14 protein-coding genes are annotated in these 22,449 nt (G+C 70.9%); 12 read left to right on the forward strand and 2 right to left on the reverse strand.

Features of this window, described 5'->3' with window-relative positions; genetic code table 11:
- Positions 1-11: 11 nt before the first annotated feature.
- Complete coding sequence (locus ACZ4S3_RS01280; protein ID WP_467924327.1) at positions 12-632, reverse strand: PadR family transcriptional regulator; 621 nt, start codon at positions 630-632, stop codon at positions 12-14.
- Positions 633-867: 235 nt separating this feature from the next.
- On the opposite strand from ACZ4S3_RS01280, the gene ACZ4S3_RS01285 reads away from it, so the two are divergent.
- From ACZ4S3_RS01285 to ACZ4S3_RS01340, 12 genes are all read left to right on the forward strand, one after another.
- Positions 868-4,089 (forward strand): NACHT domain-containing protein, encoded by a 3,222-nt coding sequence (locus tag ACZ4S3_RS01285; protein ID WP_467924329.1) that lies wholly within the window; start codon positions 868-870, stop codon positions 4,087-4,089.
- Positions 4,090-4,325: 236 nt separating this feature from the next.
- Positions 4,326-6,395: a P-loop NTPase family protein gene (locus ACZ4S3_RS01290; protein WP_467924331.1), complete on the forward strand. Its 2,070-nt coding sequence runs from the start codon at positions 4,326-4,328 to the stop codon at positions 6,393-6,395.
- Between the two features lie 6 nt (positions 6,396-6,401).
- The gene (locus tag ACZ4S3_RS01295; RefSeq protein WP_467924333.1) at positions 6,402-7,991 is read left to right on the forward strand and encodes a type 1 periplasmic-binding domain-containing protein; all 1,590 of its coding nucleotides are present in this window, start codon (positions 6,402-6,404) and stop codon (positions 7,989-7,991) included.
- A gap of 209 nt (positions 7,992-8,200) precedes the next feature.
- Entirely contained in the window at positions 8,201-8,845 is a 645-nt protein-coding gene (locus ACZ4S3_RS01300; RefSeq protein WP_467924335.1) for a TetR/AcrR family transcriptional regulator, read from the forward strand.
- The gene (locus ACZ4S3_RS01305; RefSeq protein ID WP_467924336.1) at positions 8,842-9,555 is read left to right on the forward strand and encodes a VC0807 family protein; all 714 of its coding nucleotides are present in this window, start codon (positions 8,842-8,844) and stop codon (positions 9,553-9,555) included. The genes ACZ4S3_RS01300 and ACZ4S3_RS01305 overlap by 4 nt, the downstream gene beginning before the upstream one ends.
- 8 nt (positions 9,556-9,563) lie before the next feature.
- Positions 9,564-9,920 (forward strand): potassium-transporting ATPase subunit C, encoded by a 357-nt coding sequence (locus tag ACZ4S3_RS01310; RefSeq protein WP_467924338.1) that lies wholly within the window; start codon positions 9,564-9,566, stop codon positions 9,918-9,920.
- Positions 9,921-10,019: 99 nt separating this feature from the next.
- On the forward strand, positions 10,020-12,596 hold the full coding sequence (locus ACZ4S3_RS01315; protein WP_467925193.1) for a sensor histidine kinase: 2,577 nt from the start codon (positions 10,020-10,022) through the stop codon (positions 12,594-12,596).
- Positions 12,597-13,074: 478 nt separating this feature from the next.
- On the forward strand, positions 13,075-13,884 hold the full coding sequence (locus ACZ4S3_RS01320; protein ID WP_467924340.1) for an SDR family NAD(P)-dependent oxidoreductase: 810 nt from the start codon (positions 13,075-13,077) through the stop codon (positions 13,882-13,884).
- 210 nt (positions 13,885-14,094) lie between these two features.
- Complete coding sequence (locus tag ACZ4S3_RS01325) at positions 14,095-14,871, forward strand: GNAT family N-acetyltransferase (protein WP_467924342.1); 777 nt, start codon at positions 14,095-14,097, stop codon at positions 14,869-14,871.
- A gap of 25 nt (positions 14,872-14,896) precedes the next feature.
- Positions 14,897-15,103: a hypothetical protein gene (locus ACZ4S3_RS01330; protein ID WP_467924344.1), complete on the forward strand. Its 207-nt coding sequence runs from the start codon at positions 14,897-14,899 to the stop codon at positions 15,101-15,103.
- 198 nt (positions 15,104-15,301) lie between these two features.
- Entirely contained in the window at positions 15,302-17,272 is a 1,971-nt protein-coding gene (locus ACZ4S3_RS01335; protein ID WP_467924346.1) for an APC family permease, read from the forward strand.
- 333 nt (positions 17,273-17,605) lie between these two features.
- Complete coding sequence (locus tag ACZ4S3_RS01340; protein ID WP_467924348.1) at positions 17,606-19,174, forward strand: Na+/H+ antiporter; 1,569 nt, start codon at positions 17,606-17,608, stop codon at positions 19,172-19,174.
- Between the two features lie 666 nt (positions 19,175-19,840).
- Here ACZ4S3_RS01340 and ACZ4S3_RS01345 read toward each other — a convergent pair.
- The gene (locus ACZ4S3_RS01345; RefSeq protein ID WP_467925195.1) at positions 19,841-22,438 is read right to left on the reverse strand and encodes a sensor histidine kinase; all 2,598 of its coding nucleotides are present in this window, start codon (positions 22,436-22,438) and stop codon (positions 19,841-19,843) included.
- Between the last annotated feature and the right edge of the window lie 11 nt (positions 22,439-22,449).

The following is a 22,449-nucleotide window of genomic DNA, read 5'->3' on the forward strand; positions in this document are numbered from 1 at the left end:
TCCCGAAGCCGTCAGTCGTCTTGGGGCGTCGCGGAGTCGGCGAGCGCGGTCAGCTCTTCCCAGGACCAGGTGAGCCGGCCGGCCCGCAGGTCCTCGACCACCGAGGTCAGCCACTGCAGCTGAGCTGCCGTCACGGCGCGCTGGTACTCGGTCTCCAGCATCACCACGCGGCCGAGGCCGTCGTCGCTCGCGGCGGCCAGTGCCCGGTCCAACTCGCCCAGCGTCTCGGTGACGGTGCTCACGCGCCGCTCCAGGACGGCCAGCGTCTCGTCCGGGGTGAGCATCAGCGCGAAGGACAGGGCGACGGGGAACTCGGGGAACTCCGGCTTGGGCGTACCCAGCATCTCCAGCAGCCAGGTGCGGGTGGCCTGGCGCCCGGAGTCGGTGACGGCGTAGAGGGTGCGTTCGGGGTACTGCTGGTCGCGCCCCGTACCGTGCACCTCGATCAGGTCCGCGGCCAGCAGGCGCTCGATGGTCCGGTAAATGCTCGCGCGCTGTTTGACGTTGACGACCTGGTCCTTGCCCCACTGCTTGATCAGCCGCTGGATGCCGTACGGATGCAGCGGCCGGTAGTGCAGCAGCGACAGGACGGTCAGGGCGAGCGGGGAGCTGCGCGGCGGTGCGGCGGTCATGCGCGGCATCCTACGGCGCACCGTCACTGGTTTAAATTTCACTAGTTGCGTGGCACCCCGGCCCGGGGAACCGGCCATGCCGCGGACCGCGTACCAGCAGATGCGCCGGTGCCATGGCACGGCGAAGCCTCCGCGCGCCCTGACTCGGGACGAGCGTCGCGGCTAGGGTGAGGCAGGGGTCGGGGGCTGCGGGCTCGGGACGGGCGCGTGGCGGCGCTGCTGAGGGAGGGCTGCTGTGGACGGCGGTACGGTCGGGCTGCGGATCGCATCGGCGGTGGTCGTGCCGGTGCTCAAGCGACTGCTGCTGCCGCCCGCGAGCGCGCCGGGGGCGGAGTTCGGCGACCGCCCGATTCCGGTCCGGCGGCTGGTCTCCTTCGCCCGGGAGCACCGCACCCTCACCGAGGACGATCTGCACAAGCTCGCCCGCGAGCTGGTGCGCCGCGCGGTGCGGGCCGCCGGGCCGCACGATCCGCCGGTCGGCGCCGACGAGCACGACGCCGTCGGGCAGGCCCTGACCCGTACGCTGCACGCGCTCGGCGATCTCGACATGGACGACGTCCATGCCTTCGCACTCGGCCCCGAGCGGCTGGCCGCGGAGCTGGCCAGAAGCGCGGGCCCCAACACCCGAAGGCTGCTCAGCGACGACGCCGCCCGCTTCCACGACCGGCTCCTGGAGACGGCCTGCATCCATCTGGTGCGCTTCTTCAGCCAGCGGCCGGGGTTCGCGGCCCGCGCCCAGATCGAGCAGAGCCGGGAAATCCGCGAGCAGAGCGAGAAGTTGGACAGGATCGTGCAGCGGCTGCCGGATATCTCCCTCCAGGACGCGCGGTTCGAGGAGGAGTACGCGCGCTACATCGTCGAATGCCATGGCCGGCTCACGATCTACGGCGTCGACCTGCGCGAACCGGACGGCCAGGACTGGCCGTTGGAGACCGCGTACCTGAGCCTGGAGGCCATGCCGTACCGCGGCGGAACCGATCCGGTCGTGATGGTGAACGGCGAGCCGGGCGCCGACCGGGATACGGAGACCGAGCGGGCCGCGGGGCCGGCCGAGGCGGTGTTCGCCGGCCATGAGCGGGTACTCCTGCACGGGGTCGCGGGCACCGGCAAGACGACCCTTGTGCAGTGGCTGGCCCTCACCACGGCGCAGCAGGAGCGGGTGCCCGGCGGCCTGTCGCAGCTGCTCGGCCGCGTGCCCTTCGTCCTGCCGTTGCGCACCCTGGCGCGCAAGGACGCCGAGCTGCCGCTGCCCGAGGACTTTCTGCGCCGGATCGGCTGCCCGCTGGTGGGCACGGAACCCGACGGATGGGCGGCGCGGGTGCTGCAGCACGGGCGCGGTGTGCTCCTGGTCGACGGGGCCGATGAGATCCCGAAGGACGACCGGACCCGCGTCCGGACCTGGCTCAAGAAGCTGCTCGCCGTCTTCCCCGGCAACCTGTGGCTGCTCACCTCCCGCCCCTCGGCCCTGGAGCGGGGCTGGCTGGGGCGCGAGGGCTTCCAGGAGTTCGCGCTCACCGCGATGCGGCCCGCCGACATGAAGCAGTTCATCCGGCGCTGGCACACGGCGGCCGGCGCCTCGCCGGAGCTCGGTGAGTCGCTCACGCTGTCGCTGCGCAGCAGCCCCGAGTTGAGCCGTCTGGCGACCAATCCGCTGATGTGCGGCCTGATCTGCGCCCTGCACCGGGAACGCCGCGGCTTCCTGCCCCAGGGCCGCGCCGCCCTCTACGAGGCGGCGCTCTCCATGCTCCTGGAACGCCGCGACCTGGAGCGCGAGGTGTACGGCCGCAGCCGTAAGCCGGAGCTGGACCAGAAGTCGGCGACGGAACCGCTCCAGAGGCTGGCGTACTGGCTGATCCGCAACGAGCGGACACAGCTGGACCGGCCGGACGCGGTGGACGTGGTGCGCCGGCTGCAGCCCTCCGTGCCCCGTCTCGCGGAGGTCGGTACGGCCGAAGAAGCCCTGCAGCTCCTTCTGGAGCGCTCCGGCCTGCTGCGCGAACCCGCCAAGGGCGCCGTGAACTTCATCCACCGGACCTTCCAGGACTTCCTGGGTGCCAGGGCCGTGCTGGAAGAGCGCGATATGGGTCTGCTGGTGAACAACGCGCACTTGGACCAGTGGGAGGACGTGGTGCAGATGGCCGTCGCACAGGCCCGTCACCAGGAGCGCGCCGACCTGCTGACACGCTTGCGGGAACGGGGTGACCGGGAGAAGGACGCGGCGGTACAGGCGCGGTTACGGCTCCTTGCGCTCGCCTCCCTCGAGCAGGCCACCCGCCTTGAGCCCGCGGTGCGCGAAGCCATCGAGGACCGGGCCGCGCGGATGCTCCCGCCGCGCAGTTTGCGGGAGGCCAGGTCACTGGCGCAGACGGGTCCGCTGCTCCTGGGTCTGCTGCCCAGGGCGAAGGATCTGGAGGGCGACGAAGAGCTGGCCACCGTCCACGCGATATGCCAGATCGGCGGGGACGCCGCCATCCCCAGGCTCCGCGAGTTCCTGCGGACCGGCCAGCCCGCGGTACGTGCACAACTCCTCGACCACTGGGACCGGTTCGATACGCAGGTGTACGCCGAGGAGATCGTGCGGCCGCTCCTGGAAACCGCTCCCGACGAAACCGTCACGGTGCGCTCACCCGCCGAGCTGGACGCCCTGCGCACCATGTCCGGGTACCACCGTGTGGGCATCCACGGCGACTTCAGCCCGGAGCAGATCCGCACCGCGCTCGACCCGCGCCGACTGCGCGAGCTGCGTCTGCGCAACACCCTGCAGCTGGAGGATCTCCAGCTGCTCGCCGCCTACCCCGAGCTCGAAACGCTCGTCCTGCAGGGGTGCCGGAACGTGAAGGACCCCACCCCGCTGACGCGGCTGCCGCGTCTGCAGCGGCTGGAGCTGCGGGATCTCCCCCGATTCGAGCCCCTGCTGAAGCTGGCGGACTGCCCGCGGCTCGAAGGGCTCCTCGTGGGGCCGGAAGTGCCCTGGCGCGGCCTGCCCGACCTCCCGCGCGCCGCCGAGCTGCGCCTGCTGTCACTGCCTCCGGCGGCGGCTCAGCTCGCCGGCATCGTGGCCTGCCGGGGGCTCGAGGAGCTGCGTCTGCAGGACGCGAGCGAACGCCTGACGCCGGACGAATGGGGCTCTCTCATCGGCACGTTGCCGAATCTGCGCAAGCTGGCCCTCTCCCCGCAGCAGCTGAGCATGCTGCTGTTCGCCCCGCGTACCGAGATCCCGCAGGTCACCCACCTGGAGGTACGGGCCAGGGCCGGTTCCGCGGTGCCGCTGCGGCGGATCTCCCGGCGCCTTCCGGGGCTTGAGGAGATCCATCTGTCGCAGGTCGCGGAGCTCGACCTCGCCCCCCTCGCCGGACTGCGCCGGCTGCGCCGGGTACGGCTCGTCCACCCCGGCGAGATCCGCGGTGCGGACTCGCTTCCCGAGAGCGTCGAACTCGACATCTATCCGCACCCCTGACGCCGGGCGCGCCACCGGCCCCCGCACCCTCGTACGCTGCCAGGTCCCGCCGGTCACAACCGGATGACACAGTCCCCCGTTTGCCTGGCGGGAGGTTTGCGGGGCCGGTAAGTTCTATGACTCCAGGTTGAGTTGGTACGGATGTCAGCGGCTGATGTCTCGGGGGAACGGTACCGCCCGCCTCCCAGGTTCCGGCTGCCGGGCACCAACGGACAACGGAGGCGGGACGCAGCCAGATGCCCTTATCGGAAGGGTCACCGCTCTATGGCCGGGACCCGCTGCTGCGCTCGCTCATCCCCCGGCTCACGGGCCTGGCCTATGACGAGAGGTCCCGTGCGCCCCGGGAGCACCAGCATGACCTGCCCGTGGTGCTGGTGACGGGGCACCACGGCATGGGGCGCAGCGCCGTCCTCAAGGAACTGGCGGCGCGCTACACGGGCCGCCTGCCGCTCGCCCACGTCAGGTCCGTGGCAGCCGAATCCGGCACCTTCCCGCCCGCCCCGGCCGACGGTACGGCTGCCGAAGCCTCGACCCTCGTCGAGGTCCTGGCGGAGCTGGTGTGCGGGCTCGCGCCCGAGCTGCGCCGGCGCTTCCCCGTCCTGGTGCCCGGCCTGTTCGCCGTCTCCGGCTGGCAGCACGGCAGCGCCGAGCAGCGGGATGCGGCGTGTCTGCGGTACGCCCGGCTGCTGCTCGCCTGCCGCCTCGAGGGCGGGGACGAGAACGCGCTGCGGCATGCCTGGGCCATCGCCGTCGAAGGCCGCCTGGAGGCCCTCGGCACGGCCCTCGACGCGGCACGGAGTCAAAGTGCGGTCACTGCCGCCGTGGTGGCGGAGTACGCCGAGCGGTATGAGCCGGCCGCGGCACAGGAGTGGTACCGGCGCCGCTTTCCGCAGGGCGCGAAGGGCCAGGATCCGCTGGTGCTGCTCGGGGAGTGGTTCCAGCAGGGCGGCGACTACCGGCACGCGGCCGAGCAGAGCCTGATGGCCGCCTTCCTCCACGATGTCGCCGCCTCTTACGGCAGGCTGCAGCGCTGGAACCGTGAACCCTGGCCGCTCATCCTGCTGGACGACACGCACTGCGCGGCGGGGCAGGACTTCCTCGAGCTGCTCCTTGAGCACCGCGCGATGCCCGAACGCCCCGACCGCGAGGAACTCGTCGTCGTGGCCACCCGGCTCGGCGACGTACCGGAGAATGCGCCCGCCGCGGTCCGCCGCGACCTCCCCGACCTCGTGAAATCCTCCGGCTGGGAGCGCAAGGGCCTCGCCCCGTCCGCCGGGCTGCTCGCAGTCCCCCTCACCCCGCTGAGCCGGGATGACATCCTGCCCCTTCTGGTGCCGGACCGGCCCGCCCGACCGCTCCACCCCTATCTGGCCTCCGCCGTGCACTCCCTGACCGGCGGGCATCCCGCGGCGACAACGGTGCTGTGCGCGGCGGTCCTGGACGCCACTGAGGACGGCGGCAGCGTGGGCCCGCGAGGCCTCCTCGAACTGACCACGAAGGACGGCCACCCCGTCACCGAAGCGCTCCTGGAACGGCTGCTTCCGGACCGGCGCCAGCGCGACCGGCTGACCCTGCTCTCGCTCGCTCGCGACAGCACGGCGGCGGAGGCGCTGGCCGGCCATCTGCGTCTCCAGGGGCCCGATCAGCTGCCCGCCAACTCCGCCACCGACTACCTCGAAGAGCAGCAGTGGCAGCAACTCACCCGTCCCGACCGGCCGTTGGTCACCGACGCGCTGCTGCAGACGCTGCTCGTCCACGAGGCGCGGCGCACCTCGCGCGGGCCCGATGACGGCCGGGGATGGCAGGAGATCCACCGCTTTCTGCGGATGCACCACGCCCAGCGCGGCGAGAGCGGGGAGGCGGACGTGCTGCGGCACACGCTCGCGGCCGGAAACGCCGAGACGGTGGTGGCCACGCTGGCGGAGGAGTTCCAGTCGGAGCAGGACGAACAGGCCGCCGCGCACTGGCTGCGGTGCCTGCACTACGCCGCCACCGCGCCCACGCCGCCCGCGCCCCCCGCCGGCGAGTGGAGCGACCAGCGGATGCAGATCGCACTCGGCGCGCACGACGGCCGGTACGCGGAGCTGCACGAGACCGAGCGCTGCGTCAACCGGCTGCTGCACGCCCTGTGGCAGGTGTCCGAGCCGCACGCCGATCCGGACCCCGATATGTGCAGGGCGGTCGGCGAGGAGCTGGCGTACCTCTCGCCGCGGCATCCGTCCTGGCACGCCGTCCTGGGCCAGGCCGCCCGCAGCTGGCCTGCGGCGGCACGGAAGAAGCGCCCCTTCCCCATCCCCGGTGAGTGAGGAAGCATGCTGGTCCGTCTGTTCCGTCGTCATCCGCGCGAGTGGGGGCCGGTCGAGTGGCTGGCCGTGCTCGGGCTCTGCGCGCTGACCGCGGCCGTGATCGCCGTCATCGTCAGCTTCGCGCGGGGCCCCGGCCGGTGCGGTGCCGATCTGCGGGACATCGGCGGGGACTGCGTCGGCGTCACCGCGGGCGCCTTCGAGGCGGACCCGGGCGTCGAGAGTCTCCTCGAGGCGGTGGCGGCCGAGAACGCCCGGGTGAAGCAGGACTGGGAATCCCCGTCGGGCGGTCCCAAGATCCCCTACGTCCGTATCGCGCTGATGATGCCCTTCACCGCGGACGAGCACAGCGCCATGACCACGGACATGATCCGCCGCGGACTTGCCGGCGCCCTGGCCGCCCAGCGGCAGGCCAACCGCTTCAGCGGACCGCACTACCAGCTGCTGCTCGCCCCCGACGGCCGCAACCTCGACGCGTGGCAGCCCGTCGTCGCGCGCCTTGCCGAGCTGGCCAAGGACACCCGGGCACCGCTGATCGGCGTGACCGGCATCCCGAGCAGTACACCGGAGACGCGGAAGACGATTGCCGCGCTCAGCAAGGACAGCATCCCCACCGTCGGCCCTGTCATCACCGCGGCCACGATGAACTCCCCGTACTTCTTCAAGACCTCGCCGAACAACGACCAGTTCGCCCGCGCCCTCACGCTCTACCTGGCCAAGCGGCCGCAGCAGCACAAGGGGTTCCTGGTCTGGGACAACCGCAGTGAGGACGTCTACTCGCAGAATCTGCGCGGCGTCTTCGAGAAGCACTTCGGTGACGCGTACGACCTGACGAACCACAACTCGAACTTCACCGGATCATCCGGAACAGACAAGGGCATCCCCCAGCGGTTCACCGACGCCGTGCAGAAGATCTGCACCGAGAAGTCCGACACCGTCTTCTTCGCCGGCCGCGACCAGGACCTGCCCGCCTTCATCGAGCGCCTGGCCCAGGAGGGCAACTGCGGGCGCACAACCAAGCTGCGCATCCTCAAAGTCGGCATCGGCCTGGAGCCCACCCTCACCGCCGACGCACCCACGCGCTGGCTGGACGAGGCGCAGGCCACGATCGTCGACGCGTCCTCCGTCGACCCCGCCTCGTGGGACGGCAAGAAGAAGCCCGAGAAGGCGCTCGGGCGTTTCCTCGACCGCTTCGAGGAGCTGAAGAAGCAGCACAAACTGGGCACCAAACCGCTCGATGACGGCTATGCGGTCATGTACCACGACGCCTTCACCCTGCTCGCCGACGCCGTGGACCGCACCTTCACCGAGATCAACGAGGACGGCAAGCAACCCCCGGGAACCCTCCGCCTCCCCACCAAGGACGACGTCTACAACACCCTCATCATTCCGACCATCGCCGGCAACGCCTGCAGCTCCTGCCTGGTCGGCGCCGGCGGAACCTACGGCTTCGAGGGCCCGCGCAAGAACGACCAGTGGGCCGTCTGCAAGCCCGTACCCGTCGTCGAGTACCCCACAGCCACCCGCCCCGCCGATCAGCCCCCGCTCCCCCTCTACCGCACCTACCGCAACGCCTCCAAGAACGCCTGCCCCTCCTGACGCCGAGGCGTGCGCACCGGCGGACGCGGGCACACCGGAGCGAGGCGGCCCGCGGCGCTCTTCGGGTCCCGCCGTTTTCGGCGGCCATACGCTCCTCCGCGGCGACCCGAATGCCCTGGCTCCGGACGCCCTCGCCGCCTCACGCCGTAGCGGGGCGTCGCGCCCCCACCGTCTTGCTCGGGTGAGCAAACCGCGCTAGCGTCTTGCTCATGCAAGCAAGTAATAGCTCGGGCAAGCAAACGGTGGGACGCAAGACCAGGTCCTCGTTCACGGAGACGGGCCGCCGCGCCCAGATCGTCGCCGCGGCGATCGACGTCATCGCCGACGTCGGCTACCACCGGGCCTCGTTCGCGAAGATCGCGGAGCGCGCCGGGCTGAGCAGCACGGGGATGATCTCCTACCACTTCGACGGGCGGGACGACCTGATGCGCGAGGTCGTCGCCGAGGTGATACGGCTCGCGGAGGGATACGTCCGTCCCCGCATCGAGGCCCACGAGAGCTACGCGGCCCGCCTGCGCGCCTCCATCGAGGGCAACCTCGACCTGTTCGCCGAGTATCCGAACCACCTCGCGGCGGTCGTCGAGATCCTCGCCAACCTCCGCGGCGGCGACCCCGGCATGGTCGCTTTCCTCGACACGACGGAGGCGAACCTCGCCGTCCAGGTGGAGCAGATCCGCAAGGCGCAACGCGCGGGCGAGTTCCGCGACTTCGACCCGTGGGTGATGATGCGGGCGATCCGCGCCGCCATCGACGACGTGGTGCGCCGCGCCACCCACGATCCCGATCTCGATGTGCGGGCCGCCGGCCGGGAGTTGGCGGACCTGTTCGACCGCGCCACCAGGAAGACGTCATGACCGCAGCGGATACGGGGGCACACACCATGGCAACGCGCCAGGCACCGCGGACCGACCCGGACGGGGCCGCCGTGGCGCCCGCCCGACGCCGCACGGCGGCACTGCGCCGGCGGCTCGCCGCGCAGCTGCTCTTCGAGCTCGTCCTCCCGCTCGGCTCCTACTACGGGCTGCGCGCGGCGGGCGCCGGCCAGTGGCTCTCGATGGTCGTCGGCGGCCTCCTGCTGCTGCCGTGGATCGGCTACGGCATCGTGCGGCAGCGGCGCGTCGAGGCGATGGCGGTGTTCACGCTGAGCCTGGTGGTGGTCGGAACGCTGCTGTCCCTGATCACCGGCAGCCCGCGGGTGCTGATGATCAGGGACAGCTGGCTGACCGCCGCGATCGGACTCTGGGTGCTCGGCACGCTGCTCACCCGGCGCCCGTTCATCATGACGGCCTCGCGCGGCATCGTCATCGCCAAGGTCGGCGAGGCCGGACTGGCCGCATGGGAGGCGCGGTGGGACGCGGAGCCGACGTTCCGTCACCACCTGCGGCTGGTCACGGCGGTGTGGGGCGCGGTCTTCCTGCTCGACGCGGTGCTCCGGGTGGTGCTGGCGTACACGATCCCGGTGGACTCCTTCCCGCTCACCAGCACCGTGCTCTGGCTGGTGATGCTCGGCGGGCTGCTCACGTGGCACAACTGGTACCTCACCCGGCACGGCATGAAGCTGTAGGGGGAGCCGTGGACACCGACATCGAGGTGCTGGACTGCCGGGGCCGGCTGGAGCCGGTCCTGGACCGGTCGCCGGCCCTCCTCCCCGCCGGCCACTTCGCCGGGCTGCCGCTCGACTACGGCGCGCTGGACACCGCGTTCCCGCACCAGGTCGGGTCTCGGTGCTGCGGCTCCGGACTCGACCCGGCGGTCTCCCCGGCGTACGCATACGAGCAGGTCAGACGTGTGGCGAAGGCCCGCCGCATCACCCCCGCCACGGTCGGGAAGCTGGTCGCCGACCACGTCCAGGGCCGCGTCCTGGGGTTCCTGGGTCAGGAAAACGTCAACATCGTCGAGCTCAACCACGATCTCGCCGGGCTGATGTGACCATGGATCACCACCTATGCCGCTCGGCCACCCGGGGTCCCCCCTCGCAGCACCAGGGCGACGTGGGACTGTGCAGGACCGGTGAGGGAGAAGCTTTTGGTGGCGCCGAGGGTGGTCGCGGCCGATACGTCAGGCGTAGGCGGCGTACGGCAAGGAAAGCTCAAGGTGTTTCTCGGGGCGGCGCCCGGGGTCGGCAAGACCTACCGGATGCTGGACGAGGGGCGTCGCCGGGCCCGGCGCGGCACCGATGTCGTGGTGGCGTACGCCGAGTGCCATGCCCGGCCGCACACCGAGGAGATGCTGGAAGGGCTGGAGGTGCTGCCCCGGACGCACCGCGCGTACCGGGGGGGCACCTTCAGCGAGCTGGATCTCGACCGTGTGCTCGAACGCCGCCCCGAGGTCGCACTGGTCGACGAGCTGCCGCACTCCAACATTCCCGGCGGCCGCCACACCAAGCGGTGGCAGGACATCGACGAGCTGCTCGCGGCGGGCATCGATGTCGTCACCACGGTCAACATCCAGCATCTGGAATCGCTCAACGATGTCGTGGAGAAGATCACCGGCGTCCCGCAGCGGGAGACCGTCCCCGACGAGGTGGTCCGCCGCGCCCACCAGATCGAGCTGGTCGACATGCCCGCCGAGGCGCTGCGCCGGCGCATGGCGCACGGCAACATCTACCGGCCGGAGAAGGTCGACGCGGCGCTCGCGCACTACTTCCGCGTCGGCAATCTGACGGCCCTGCGGGAGCTCGCGCTCCTGTGGGTGGCCGGGCGGGTGGACGAGACCCTGCAGAAGTACCGCTCCGAGCACGGCATCGGCACGGTGTGGGAGACCCGGGAACGCGTCGTGGTGGCGCTCACCGGCGGCCCGGAAGGCGAGACGCTGATCCGCCGGGCCGAACGCATCGCGGACCTCCCCCGAGCTCTCAACTCCGTTCGAGCAGGGGGGACCCCCATCTCTGGCGGCGACCTGCTGGCCGTACACGTCGCCCGCAGCGACGGCCTGGCGGATGCCTCCCCCGCCGCCCTCGCCAAACAACGCGAACTGGTCGAGAGCCTGGGCGGCAGCTACCACTCGGTCGTCGGGGACCATGTGCCCACCGCGCTGCTGGACTTCGCCCGTGCCGAGAACGCCACCCAGCTCGTCCTGGGCACCAGCCGCCGCAGCTGGCTGTCCCGCCTGGTGGCGCCGCGCGGGATCGGCGAGGACACGGTCGAGCTCTCCGGCGACATCGACGTCCACATGGTCACCCACGAACGAGCCGGCCGAGGACGCCGGTTGCCCGTACCCGGCCGGCAGCTGCCGCACTCGCGCCGCGTCGCGGGACCGGTGGCCGGCCTCGTCCTCCCCCTGCTGCTGACCGCCGTCCTCGCCAATGTCCGCGGCACGCTCAACCTGACCAGCGAGGCCCTGCTCTTTCTGGTCACCGTCATCGGCGTGGCCTGCCTCGGCGGTGTGGTCTCCGCGCTGCTCGCCTCGCTCACCGCGTCGCTGCTGCTCAACTACTACTTCATCCCGCCGAGCGGGCAATTCACCATCACCGAGCCCAACAACGCGCTCGCCCTTGCCGTGTTCGTGGTGGTCGCCGTCACGGTCGCCGCGCTCGTCGACCGCTCGTTGCGCCTGGCACGGCGCGCGGCGTCCGCCACCGCGGAGGCGGAGACCCTCTCGTCCATGGCCGGGAACATCCTCCGGGGTGACCAAGCGGTGTCGATGCTCCTGGAGCGCACCCGTGAGACCTTCGGCATGGAGTCGGCCGAACTCGTCCCGCGTGCGGATCAGGAGACCGAAGCGCTTGATGGTGGCGACGGCCTGGTGAAGGTGCCTGCCGGGCCGGACCGCGTGCTCGTCCTACGGGGCCGCACCCTTCCGGCCTCCGAGCACCGCGTCCTGACCGCCTTCGCCGCGCACCTCGCCGCCGCACTGGACCACGCCCGCCTCACGGAAGCCGCCGCCGAAGTCGAACCCGTCAAGGCGGCGGACCGGATGCGTACGGCGCTGCTCGCCGCGGTCAGCCACGACCTGCGGACGCCACTGGCCGGCGGACGGGCCGCCATCAGCTCGCTGCGCAGCACGGACGTGGACTTCACCGCGGCGGAACGGGACGAGCTGCTGGCGACGGCCGACGAGTCGCTCGTCAAGCTCAACCGCCTGGTGGACAACCTCCTCGACATGAGCCGCCTCCGGGCCGGCGCCCTGACGTTGCACCTTCAGCCCACGGCGTTCGCGGACGTCCTCCCCCTGGCACTCGACACCCTCTCCGCGGCGTCGGTGCCGATCGAGTCCCAGGGACTGGCCGAGATCTGCGACGTGCTCGCGGATCCGCCGCTACTGGAGCGCGTCATCGCCAACCTGGTGATCAACGCCGTACGCCACTCACCCGAACACCAGCGGGTGCTGATCAGCGCCAGCGCCCTCGGCCCGCGGGTCGAGCTGAGGGTCATCGACCGGGGGCCCGGCCTGCGTCCGGAAGACCGGGACCGGATCTTCGTGCCCTTCCAGCGTCTCGGCGACAACGACAACACCACCGGCCTGGGACTCGGGCTCGCGCTCTCCCGTGGTCTGGCCGAGGCGATGGGCGGCACCCTCACCCCCGAGGACACGCCCGGAGGCGGTCTGACCATGGTCCTCTCCTTGCGAGCCGCTGCCGCGGAGCAGCCCGCTGGGCTCCCGTAGCCCGGGTGGACTCAGCCATCCGTCGAGCCGCACACCGTCGTCATTCACGACCTGGAACGCCTGGGTCCGGACCGCGCGTTCCTCACCGGGGGCGTCTTGGTCATGCTGCTCTCACCGACGCTGCCAGTTGTCGCGGTGGCGGTGGCGGTGGCGGTCGCGGTGGCGGTGGCGAGCCGAAAACCACGGCTCATCAGGGGTGTGTCAAGAGCCGGGTGGTTCTCTTGAAGCCGGGTGCGGCACGGCATTTGATGGGTGATGTGAACAGCGCCTGGCTCCTCCTCGACCGCCCGCCTCATCCGGCGGATCCGTGTCGCGCGCCGCGCTGCCTGGAGACCTCCGCCTCCTGCTGAGACGTCTCCCGCATCCCTACGGGGCGCCGTGACCTGATCCGGCGCCCCTTTTTGTACCCGCACGCCCTCAGCCCTTGACGGGGCCGCTGGGTGTGCCATCCCTTTCGTCTCCCTTCCTGGAATGGATCATGTCCGCTTCCGACCTTTCCTCCCGTACCGTCCTGGTGACCGGCGCCACCTCCGGCATCGGCTACGAGACCGCCCGGCAGCTCGCCGGGCGCGGCGCCACCGTCCTGGTGCACGGCCGCACCGCCGAAGACGCGCAGGCCGCCACCGACAAACTCATTGCCGTCGCGGGCATCGACGCCACCCAACTCTGCGGATTCGCCGGGGACTTCACCCACCTGGAGGAGGTCGAAGCCATGGCGCGGCGGGTCCTCGCCGAGCACCCGCACCTGGACGTCCTGGTCAACAACGCCGCCACGGCCGCGCCCGAGCGCCACACCCTCACCGACGACGGCAACGAGATCGCCTTCCAGGTCAACTTCCTCGCCCACTACCTGCTCACCTGCCTCCTGGAGCCCGCCCTCACCAGCACCCCGGGCAGCCGTGTCGTCAACGTGTCCTCCTCACTGCACCGCACCGCCTCCATCCAGTGGAGCGACCCACACCGCGCCCGCCGCTACTCCCGGCTCGCGGCCTACGCCCAGTCACAGCTCGCGCTCACCGTCTTCGCCGCCGACCCGCGGGTGACGGCCGTCTCCGTTCACCCCGGCGTCTGCGAGACGGACCTGCTCCCCCTCTACGCAGTCAACGGTGGGACCGCGGCAGAGGGCGCCGCCCATGTCGTACGCCTCTGCGACCCGGCCACCGAGATCGTCAACGGCGCCTACTACGACCGCGACCAGCGCGTCGAGCCCGCCCAGGCCGCGACGGAGGACCGCACCATCAACCGCCTCAACAAACTCGCCGACCTGCTGGTCGGCCACCACGCCTGAAGGACACCACGCCTGAAGGACACCACCGCCTGAAGAGCCACCAGGCGACCTCCCTGGAACGAAGGATCCGTACACCCGTGTCCAAGCGCGCCCGCAAGAAGAGAAGCCGCCGCAAGAAGAAGGCCAACCACGGCAGCAAAGCCGGCCAGAGCTGACAGCCGAGCAGGGTGGCCCGTCCGGGCCACCCCGCGACCGTCACAAGGAGCCCCCGTGATCGAACTCTCCGCCAACCAACTTCCCCTTCTCTCCGACTGGTTCGTGTCCGGTCCCCCCGGGGCGGCAGCGCCGGCCGAGCATGCGCTGGTCCCGGGAGCCGGCCGCTGGTGGGCCGACCGCGCCGTCGATCCCCGTGCCATGGCCGTGACCTGCGCCGACCACCTGCTGCTCCGCGGCGACCCGACCGCCCTGGCTCCGATCGCGCTCGCCCCCTTCGCTGCGCACTATGTGCAGGCCCCGGCCCGCTTCCTGCCCCTGCTGGGCAGCGCCTTCGATCTGCTCGTGCCGTGGGAGCGCATGGCGTACGTCCACCGCGTCCCTGTATCGGCTCCGCGCCCGCCCCACGGTGTGACGGTACGTCGGCTGACGCCCATGGACGCGCCGGCGCTTGGCGCGCTGGATCCCGACACCGCGTGGATTCACGCCAGTTGGGGCAGCCCGGCCGGACTCGCCGCCTCCGGGCACGGCTGGGCTGCCTTCGAAAAGGACCGCGTGCTCGCCATAGCCTGCACGTACTTCCGCGGCAGCAGATACGAGGACATCGCCTGCGTGACCGTCCCCGAACACCGCCGCCAGCGCCTCGCCCTTGCCTGCGTCACCGCCCTGTGCCAGGACATCGCCGCCCGCGGCCACACCCCGAGCTGGACCTGCTCCCGCGACAACCGCCCCAGCCGGCTCCTCGCCTGGACCGCCGGCTTCCGCCTGGAGCACGAGTACGTCCACTACTTCACCGGACAACCTGCGCGCCGCGCCGCCGGGCTCACCGCCTGACACCACCCGCAAACGAGGAGCCGCCATGAAGCCGCACCGCACCCCCCTCGCCTCGGCGACCATCTTCGACGGCGCCCACGAACTGTCCGTCCGCGATCTCACACGGTGGGCCACCGCACAGCCCGCCCTGGCGGCGAAGGCATGTGAGATCCGTATCCGGCTCAGCTTCCTCCGCGACGGCGAGGAGCACCTCTGTCATCTGATGCTGTATACCTCGGCCACCAGACCCTGAGCCGGAGCCCGTCCACCGGGCCGGCCCACCCCGCCGTGCCGTATCCGCTCCGCCGTGCCCCTGGCGTACTGACCACCGTTCCGGGGACACGAGGCCGCCGCATTGACGAACACCGTGGCGAATACCTCGTGAATGCGTACCCTTACGTGGCCATCGCGTCGATGGCTGGATCTTTTCGCGGTACGACAGGAGCACACGATGACCGCCTCCGACCCTGCCGGTTCTTCGCCCGGGGCCGCCGTACGGCATCGCTTGCGGGCGTGGATGCTGGAAGGCCTGACCGACATGGCCAAGCACCACCCCGGGCCGCATGCCGGGCCGCAGAGCGCCCACAAGGGGCAGCGATGGTGGCGGGTCATGTGCCTGACCGGCGTCGACTACTTCTCCACCCTCGGATATCAGCCAGGCATCGCGGCCCTCGCCGCGGGGCTCCTGTCACCGATCGCCACCATCGTCCTCGTCATCGTCACCCTCGCCGGCGCGCTGCCGGTCTACCGGCGGGTGGCGGAGGAGAGTCCGCATGGCCAGGGCTCGATCGCGATGCTGGAGCGGCTGCTGTCCTTCTGGAAGGGCAAGCTGTTCGTGCTGGCCCTGCTGGGCTTCGCCGCGACCGACTTCCTGATCACCATCACCCTGTCGGCGGCCGACGCCTCCACCCACCTGGTGGAGAACCCGCACGTCAGCAACCTCCTGCACAACCAGCAGATGGTCATCACCCTGATCCTGGTCGCCCTGCTCGGCGCGGTCTTCCTCAAGGGCTTCCTGGAGGCGATCGGGGTGGCCGTCGTCCTCGTCGGCCTCTATCTCGGGCTCAACGTTGCCGTGGTCGTCGTCGGACTGTGGCATGTGGCCAGCGCGCCGCACGTCGTCACCGACTGGTCCAGCGCGCTGACCACCGAGCACGGCAACGTCCTGGCGATGGTCGGCGTGGCCCTCCTCGTCTTCCCGAAGCTGGCGCTGGGCCTGTCCGGCTTCGAGACCGGCGTGGCCGTCATGCCGCACGTCGAGGGCGACCCCGGAGACACCGAGGAGCGCCCGGTAGGACGGATCCGCGGTGCGAAAAAGTTGCTCACCACCTCCGCCGTGATCATGAGCGTCTTCCTGATCATCACCAGCTTCATCACGACCCTGCTCATCCCGGAAGACGCGTTCAAGCCCGGCGGGCCGGCCAACGGGCGCGCCCTGGCCTACCTGGCCCACGAGTACCTGGGCTCGGCCTTCGGCACCGTCTACGACGTCTCCACCATCGCCATCCTCTGGTTCGCCGGCGCCTCCGCCATGGCCGGGCTCCTCAACCTCATGCCCCAATACCTGCCGCGCTACGGCATGGCGCCCCACTGGGCGCGGGCGGTCCGCCCCATGGTGCTGGTCTTCACCCTGGTCGCCTTCCTGGTGACCTGGATCTTCAACGCGGACGTGGATGCCCAGGGCGGCGCCTACGCCACCGGCGTCCTGGTCCTGATCAGCTCCGCCGCCATCGCCGTGACCATCGCCGCCCGCCGCGCCCGCCAGCGCGGCTGGACCATCGGCTTCGCCGTGATCTCCCTGGTCTTCCTCTACACCACCGTCGTGAACGTCATCGAGCGCCCCGACGGCGTGAAGATCGGCGCCTGCTTCATCGCCGGCATCATCCTGGTCTCCTTCCTCTCCCGCGTCGCCCGCGCCTTCGAACTACGGGTGACCAACGTGGTGCTGGACGATATGGCGGAGCGATTCGTCCGCGACATCGCCCAACGCAAGGTCCGGTTCATCGCGAACGAGCCCGACCAGCGCGATCTGGCCGAATACCGCGACAAGGTCCGGCAGATCCGCACCGACAACGACATCCCGGCCGAGGACGACCTCATCTTCGTCGAGGTCACCGTCTCCGACCCCTCCGAATTCGAGAGCGAGCTGCGGGTCCGCGGCGAGGTCCTGCACGGCCGCTACCGCGTGCTCTGCCTGGAGAGCTCCACCATCTCCAACGCCCTCGCCGCGCTGCTGCTGCACGTACGCGACACCACGGGAGCCCGGCCGCACATCTACTTCGAATGGACCGAAGGCAACCCCTTCGCCCAGTTCCTCCGCTTCTTCCTCTTCGGCCAGGGCGAGGTCGCCCCCGTCACCCGAGAGGTCCTCCGCGAAGCCGAACCCGACCGCGCCCGCCGCCCCCGCGTCCACGTCGGCTGAACCCACACGGCGCCCGCTCACGGCGAGGATCCCCAGCAGTGGCGGGACCTCGTCGTGTCGGGCGCACGGCTCGGCTCTCTGGAGTTCGAACCGGAACTCGTCGCGGACCCGGAGCCGGGCGCGGCAGTCACGTCTCTCGCCATTCACACCCGGACAGCCGTCCTCGAGCAGCACCCGAGGCCGCGATGGCGACGCCGTCCAGGCCGAGTGCCTACGCAAGGCGTTAAGGCTGTGGAAGTAACCCGACAACACCCGGTAGGTTTCCTTGCGGAGTGCCGGGAAGTCTGGTCGGCGGCGGTTCAGCTATAGCCGAAGCCATCGAGAGACGAGTTCGTGACCGACCTTACTGCCCTCCTCCTTCTCGTCGTGTTCGCCACTTTGGTGGCCACGGGTGCCCGCCACTGGCGCATTCCCGCTCCCTCGCTGCTCGTCGTCGGCGGCCTGCTCATCGGGCTGCTGCCCTGGATTCCGGACGTCCAGGTCGCTCCCGAAGTGATCAGCGTGGTCGTGCTGCCGCCGCTGCTGTACGCGTCGGCCGAGGAGATCCCTTGGCGCGAACTGCGCGTGGTGTGGCGGCCGGTGACCGTTCTCGCCTTCGGCCTCGTGCTGGCCACCGCGGCGGCCGTGGGCGCCGTGGCCTCCGCGGTCACCCCGCTCAACTCCACCATGGCCTTCGTCCTGGGCGCCGTGCTGGCCAGCACAGACCCGGTGGCGGTGACGGCCCTTGGACGCAAGATCGCGCTACCGCCGCGCATCCAGGTGCTCGTCCAGTCCGAAAGCCTCTTCAACGATGCCACCAGCCTGGTCCTCTTCAAGGTCGCGGTGGGTACCGCGCTGGCCGCGCATGCGGTGACCCTGCCCGCGGCGGGCGGTCAGTTCCTGGTGCTGGGCGGCGGCGGGGCGCTGGTCGGCGGCGCCGTCGCGGGTGTGGTGGCGCTGATCCGTCGGCGAACCGAGGACCCGATACTGGAAACCGTGATCGCCCTGGTCACGCCGTACGCCGCCTACGTACTGGCCGAGGACCTGCACACCTCCGGCGTCACCGCGGTCGTGGTCGCGGGGGTGGTGCTCGGCAGCACCGGCCACAAGCTCACCAATGCCACCAACCGGCTCCAGGTGCACGCCGTCTACGGCACGGTGGTCTTCCTTCTCGAGAGCGTCGTCTTCGCCCTCATCGGCCTGGAACTACCGGCTCTGGTAAGGCAGTTGACCGCGGACGAGCACAGCTGGCCGCTCGGTGTGCTCGCGGTGGCCGCCACCGTGATCGCCGCACGGCTCCTCGGCGTCCTCCCCCTCTCCGCCGTCATGCAGCGCCGCCGCGGCAACGGCACGGTCACCTGGCGCATCCCCGCGGTGGTCTCCTGGGCCGGCACCCGGGGCGTGATGCCACTGGCCGCCGCCCTGTCCATCCCCCTGGCCACCGACGACGGCAGCCCGCTGCCGCACCGCTCGCTGGTCCTGGTCCTGACCACCGGCGTCGTCGTCTTCACCCTCGTCCTGCAGGGCTTCACCCTCGCCCCGGTCGTCCGCTGGTCCAAGATCGCGCTGGAGCCGGAGCACACCGCCCGCGAGGAAGCCCGCGCCCGAGCCGGGCTCGCCAAGGCCGGACTGGACTGCCTGGACGAACTTGAAGCCATCGAGGCCGCGCCCGTCACCCTCATTGATCAGCTGCGCCGCGGCCTCCTGGCCCGCCTCGACCAGGCCGACGCCGACCAGGACGACGACAACGCGCCCGCCCCATCCGCCTCCACCGCCGGCTACCGGGACCTCCGCCGCACCGTGATAGCCGCCGAGACCGCCACACTCCAACGCCTCTACGCGGACAACCACATCAGCGACCTCACCCGGCGTCGGCTGCAACGCAGGCTCGACCTCGAAGAGGCCGGGCTCGGCGACGCATGATTCCCGGCGTTCAGATCAGAGGTGCCGGGAGAGTGGAGGGCAGCCAACCTCAGAAGCGGTCCGGGAACTTGACGACGACCACAAGAAGCCCGACCAGCGATGCCGCCACCAGCAGCCCCACAACGCGCTCCGCGCTCACGACACCACCACCGCCATCATGTCTCGGCACGTCATCTCTCCGCACGCCATGTCTCCGCACGTCATGTCTCCGCGCATCAGGAACCTCCTCGCTTCTCTGCCCACCCCCGACCGGCTCCACCGTGTCGGCGGATGCGATGCGGTACGAACACCGCGGCCGGTTCCCTAACGGAATCCAAACGGCGATGGCACCCGGCTGGACGACGTGGTCGGACAGCTGTCGCCACTGCGGCCTCGGAGAGCCTCGATCCGCCGAGGCACTCGCCACCGGGCCACGCATGCGATTCAGGACGGTCGGCGCCACCCCTCCGCTCCATCTGGGACACATCAAGAACACCGGCGGCCACCACTGAAAACAAGCCAGACGGGGGAAGCTCGATTCAGCACTCAGCGTGCGGCCGGCCATGGGCACGACTCATGCGCGATGCGATGGCGCTGCGGGACCACCGGCGCTGAGGACGCCCGACCAGGCGTTATTCCGGGTGCTCGTCATCGAAGCCGAGGGAACGGGACAGCCCTCCGCGTCGCTCACAGCGGACTGACGCACACCGGAACCGGCGCGGCCGGCAGGGAGACGACCATCGTCAGGCCGCCTCCGGGGGTGTCCTCGGGCGTGAGGGTGCCGCCCATCGCCTCCGTGAGACCGCGGGAGAGCGCCAGGCCGAGGCCGAGGCCGGTGGTGTTGTCGGTGTCACCGAGTCGCTGGAAGGGCTCGAACGCCCGCTCCCAGTCGGGAAGTTGGATGCCGGGGCCACGGTCGATGACCCGCAGTTCCACGTGCCCGGCCAGCGCGCTGGCACCGATGGTGACCGGGCGACCGGCGGGCGAGTGACGTACCGCGTTGGAGACCAGATTGGCGAGGACGCGTTCCAGCAGCGGCGGATCCGCAAGCACATCGGGGGCGGTCTCCAGCCCCTGGGTCACTACGCGTACGAGCATCTGCGGGGGCGAGTCGGGCAGGGTGTCCAGCGCCGTAGGGAGCACTTCGGTGAGCGCGATGGTCTCCAGGTGCAGGGTCAGCGCACCTGCCTGCAGCCGGCTCATGTCGAGGAGGTTGTCGACCAGGCGGCTGAGTTTGGCAAGGGATTCCTCGGCGGTGGCGAGGAGTTCCTCGCGGTCCTCGGGTGAGAAGTCCACATCGCGGCTGCGCAGCGAGCTGACAGCGGCCCAGCAGCCGGCCAGGGGCGTACGCAGGTCGTGTCCGACCGCGGCGAGCAGTGCGGTGCGCATGCGGTTGGCGGCCTTGACCGGTTCGATCTCGGCGGCGGCCTCGGCGAGCCGGGCGCGTTCGACGGCGGCGGTCAGATGCGCGGCGAAGGCGGTGAGCACGCGGTGCTCGGAGGCGGGGAGGCTGCGCCCGCTGAGCACCAGGACACTGTCGTCCCCTATGGCGACCTTGGTTTCATGGTCGTGGTCGTGGTCGTGATCGTGGTCGTGATCGTGATCGTGGTCGGACGCCGGGCCGTTTACGGCGGCGGGCTCCGGCTCTCCCCCTCGGGGTCGTAGCGCGATGCTGTCCATGCCGAAGGTCTCGCGGGTGCGTTCCAGGAGGGCGGCCACCGCCCGGTCCCCGCGCAGGATGCCGCCCGCCAGCGAGGTCAGGGTCTCGGCTTCCGCGGTCGCCCGCGCGGCCCGTCGGCTCAGGCGCAGTGACCGGTCGACGATGGCGGCGACGGTGACGGCGACGATGGTGAAGGCGGCCTGGGCGACGACGATATTGGCTTCGGCGAAGGTGAAGTGGCCGATGGGCGGGATGAAGTAGTAGTTCAGCAGCAGGGATGTCGTGATCGAGGCGAGCAGCGCGGAGACCACGCCACCGATGCAGGCCACGCCCAGCACGGTCAGCAGGAAGAGCAGTGCCTCGCTGGTGAGGTTGAGCGCGAGTGGGCCGGAGACGCCGCGCAGGGCCAGGGTCAGCAGCACGGGCAGTACGAGGCCGGCCACCGGGCCGGCCACGCGGCGCGAGCGCGGCAGATCGCTGCCGGGGGTGGCCCATCGTCTCCCCTGACCGGCGTGTTCGTGGGTGACCGTGTGGACATCGATGTCGCCGGAGAGTTCGACGACGGTCTCGCCGACGCCGCGGGCCATCAGCACCCGCCGCAGCCGGCCCCGACGGCTGGCACCCACGACCAACTGCGTGGCGTTCTGGGCGCGGGCGAAGTCCAGCAGGGCGGCGGGGACGTCGCCGCCGACCACCGAGTGGTAGCTGCCGCCGAGGCTCTCCGTGAGCTGTCGCTGTTTTGCCAGTGCGGCGGGTGAGGAGCCGGACAGGCCGTCGCTGCGGGTGATGTGGACGGCCAGCAGGTCGCCACCGGAGGAGCGGGAGACGATCCGGGCGGCGCGGCGGATCAAGGTCGCGCCCTCCGGGCCGCCGGTGAGCGCGACCACCACGCGTTCGCGGGTCTCCCACACCCGGCCGATGCTGTGCTCGTACCGGTATTTGTGCAGCGCTTCGTCCACCCGGCCCGCCACCCACAGCAGCGCCAGCTCCCGCAGCGCGGTGAGGTTGCCGACCCGGAAGTAGTGCGACAGGGCCGCGTCGACCTTCTCGGGCGGGTAGATGTTGCCGTGCGCCATGCGGCGGCGCAGCCCCTCGGCCGGCAGGTCGACCAGCTCGATCTGGTCGGCGCGGCGGACGACTTCGTCGGGTACGGTCTCGTGCTGCGGCACACCGGTGATCTTCTCGACCACATCGCTGAGCGAGTCCAGGTGCTGGATGTTGAGCGTGGCCACGACATCGATGCCTGCGCCGAGGAGTTCGTCGATGTCCTGCCAGCGTTTGGCGTGACGGCCGCCCGGCACGTTGGTGTGCGCGAGTTCGTCGATGAGCACCACCTGCGGACGCAGGTCCAGCACCCGGTCCACGTCGAGCTCGGTGAAGTGCGCACCGCGATACCTGCGCGTCACGCGCGGCAGTACATCGAGCCCTTCGAGCATCGCCTCGGTGGACGAACGGCCATGGCACTCGGCAAAAGCCACCACCACGTTCTTGCCGCGCGCGGCCCGGCGCCGCCCCTCGTCCAGCATCCGATAGGTCTTGCCCACCCCGGGGGCGGCCCCGAGAAAGACCTTGAGCCTGCCGGGCCGCGGGCCCCGCGCGTCGGTCGTATCGCTGCCCCGCGCCATCACGTACTCCT

Source organism: Streptomyces sp. NPDC028368, assembly GCF_055565615.1.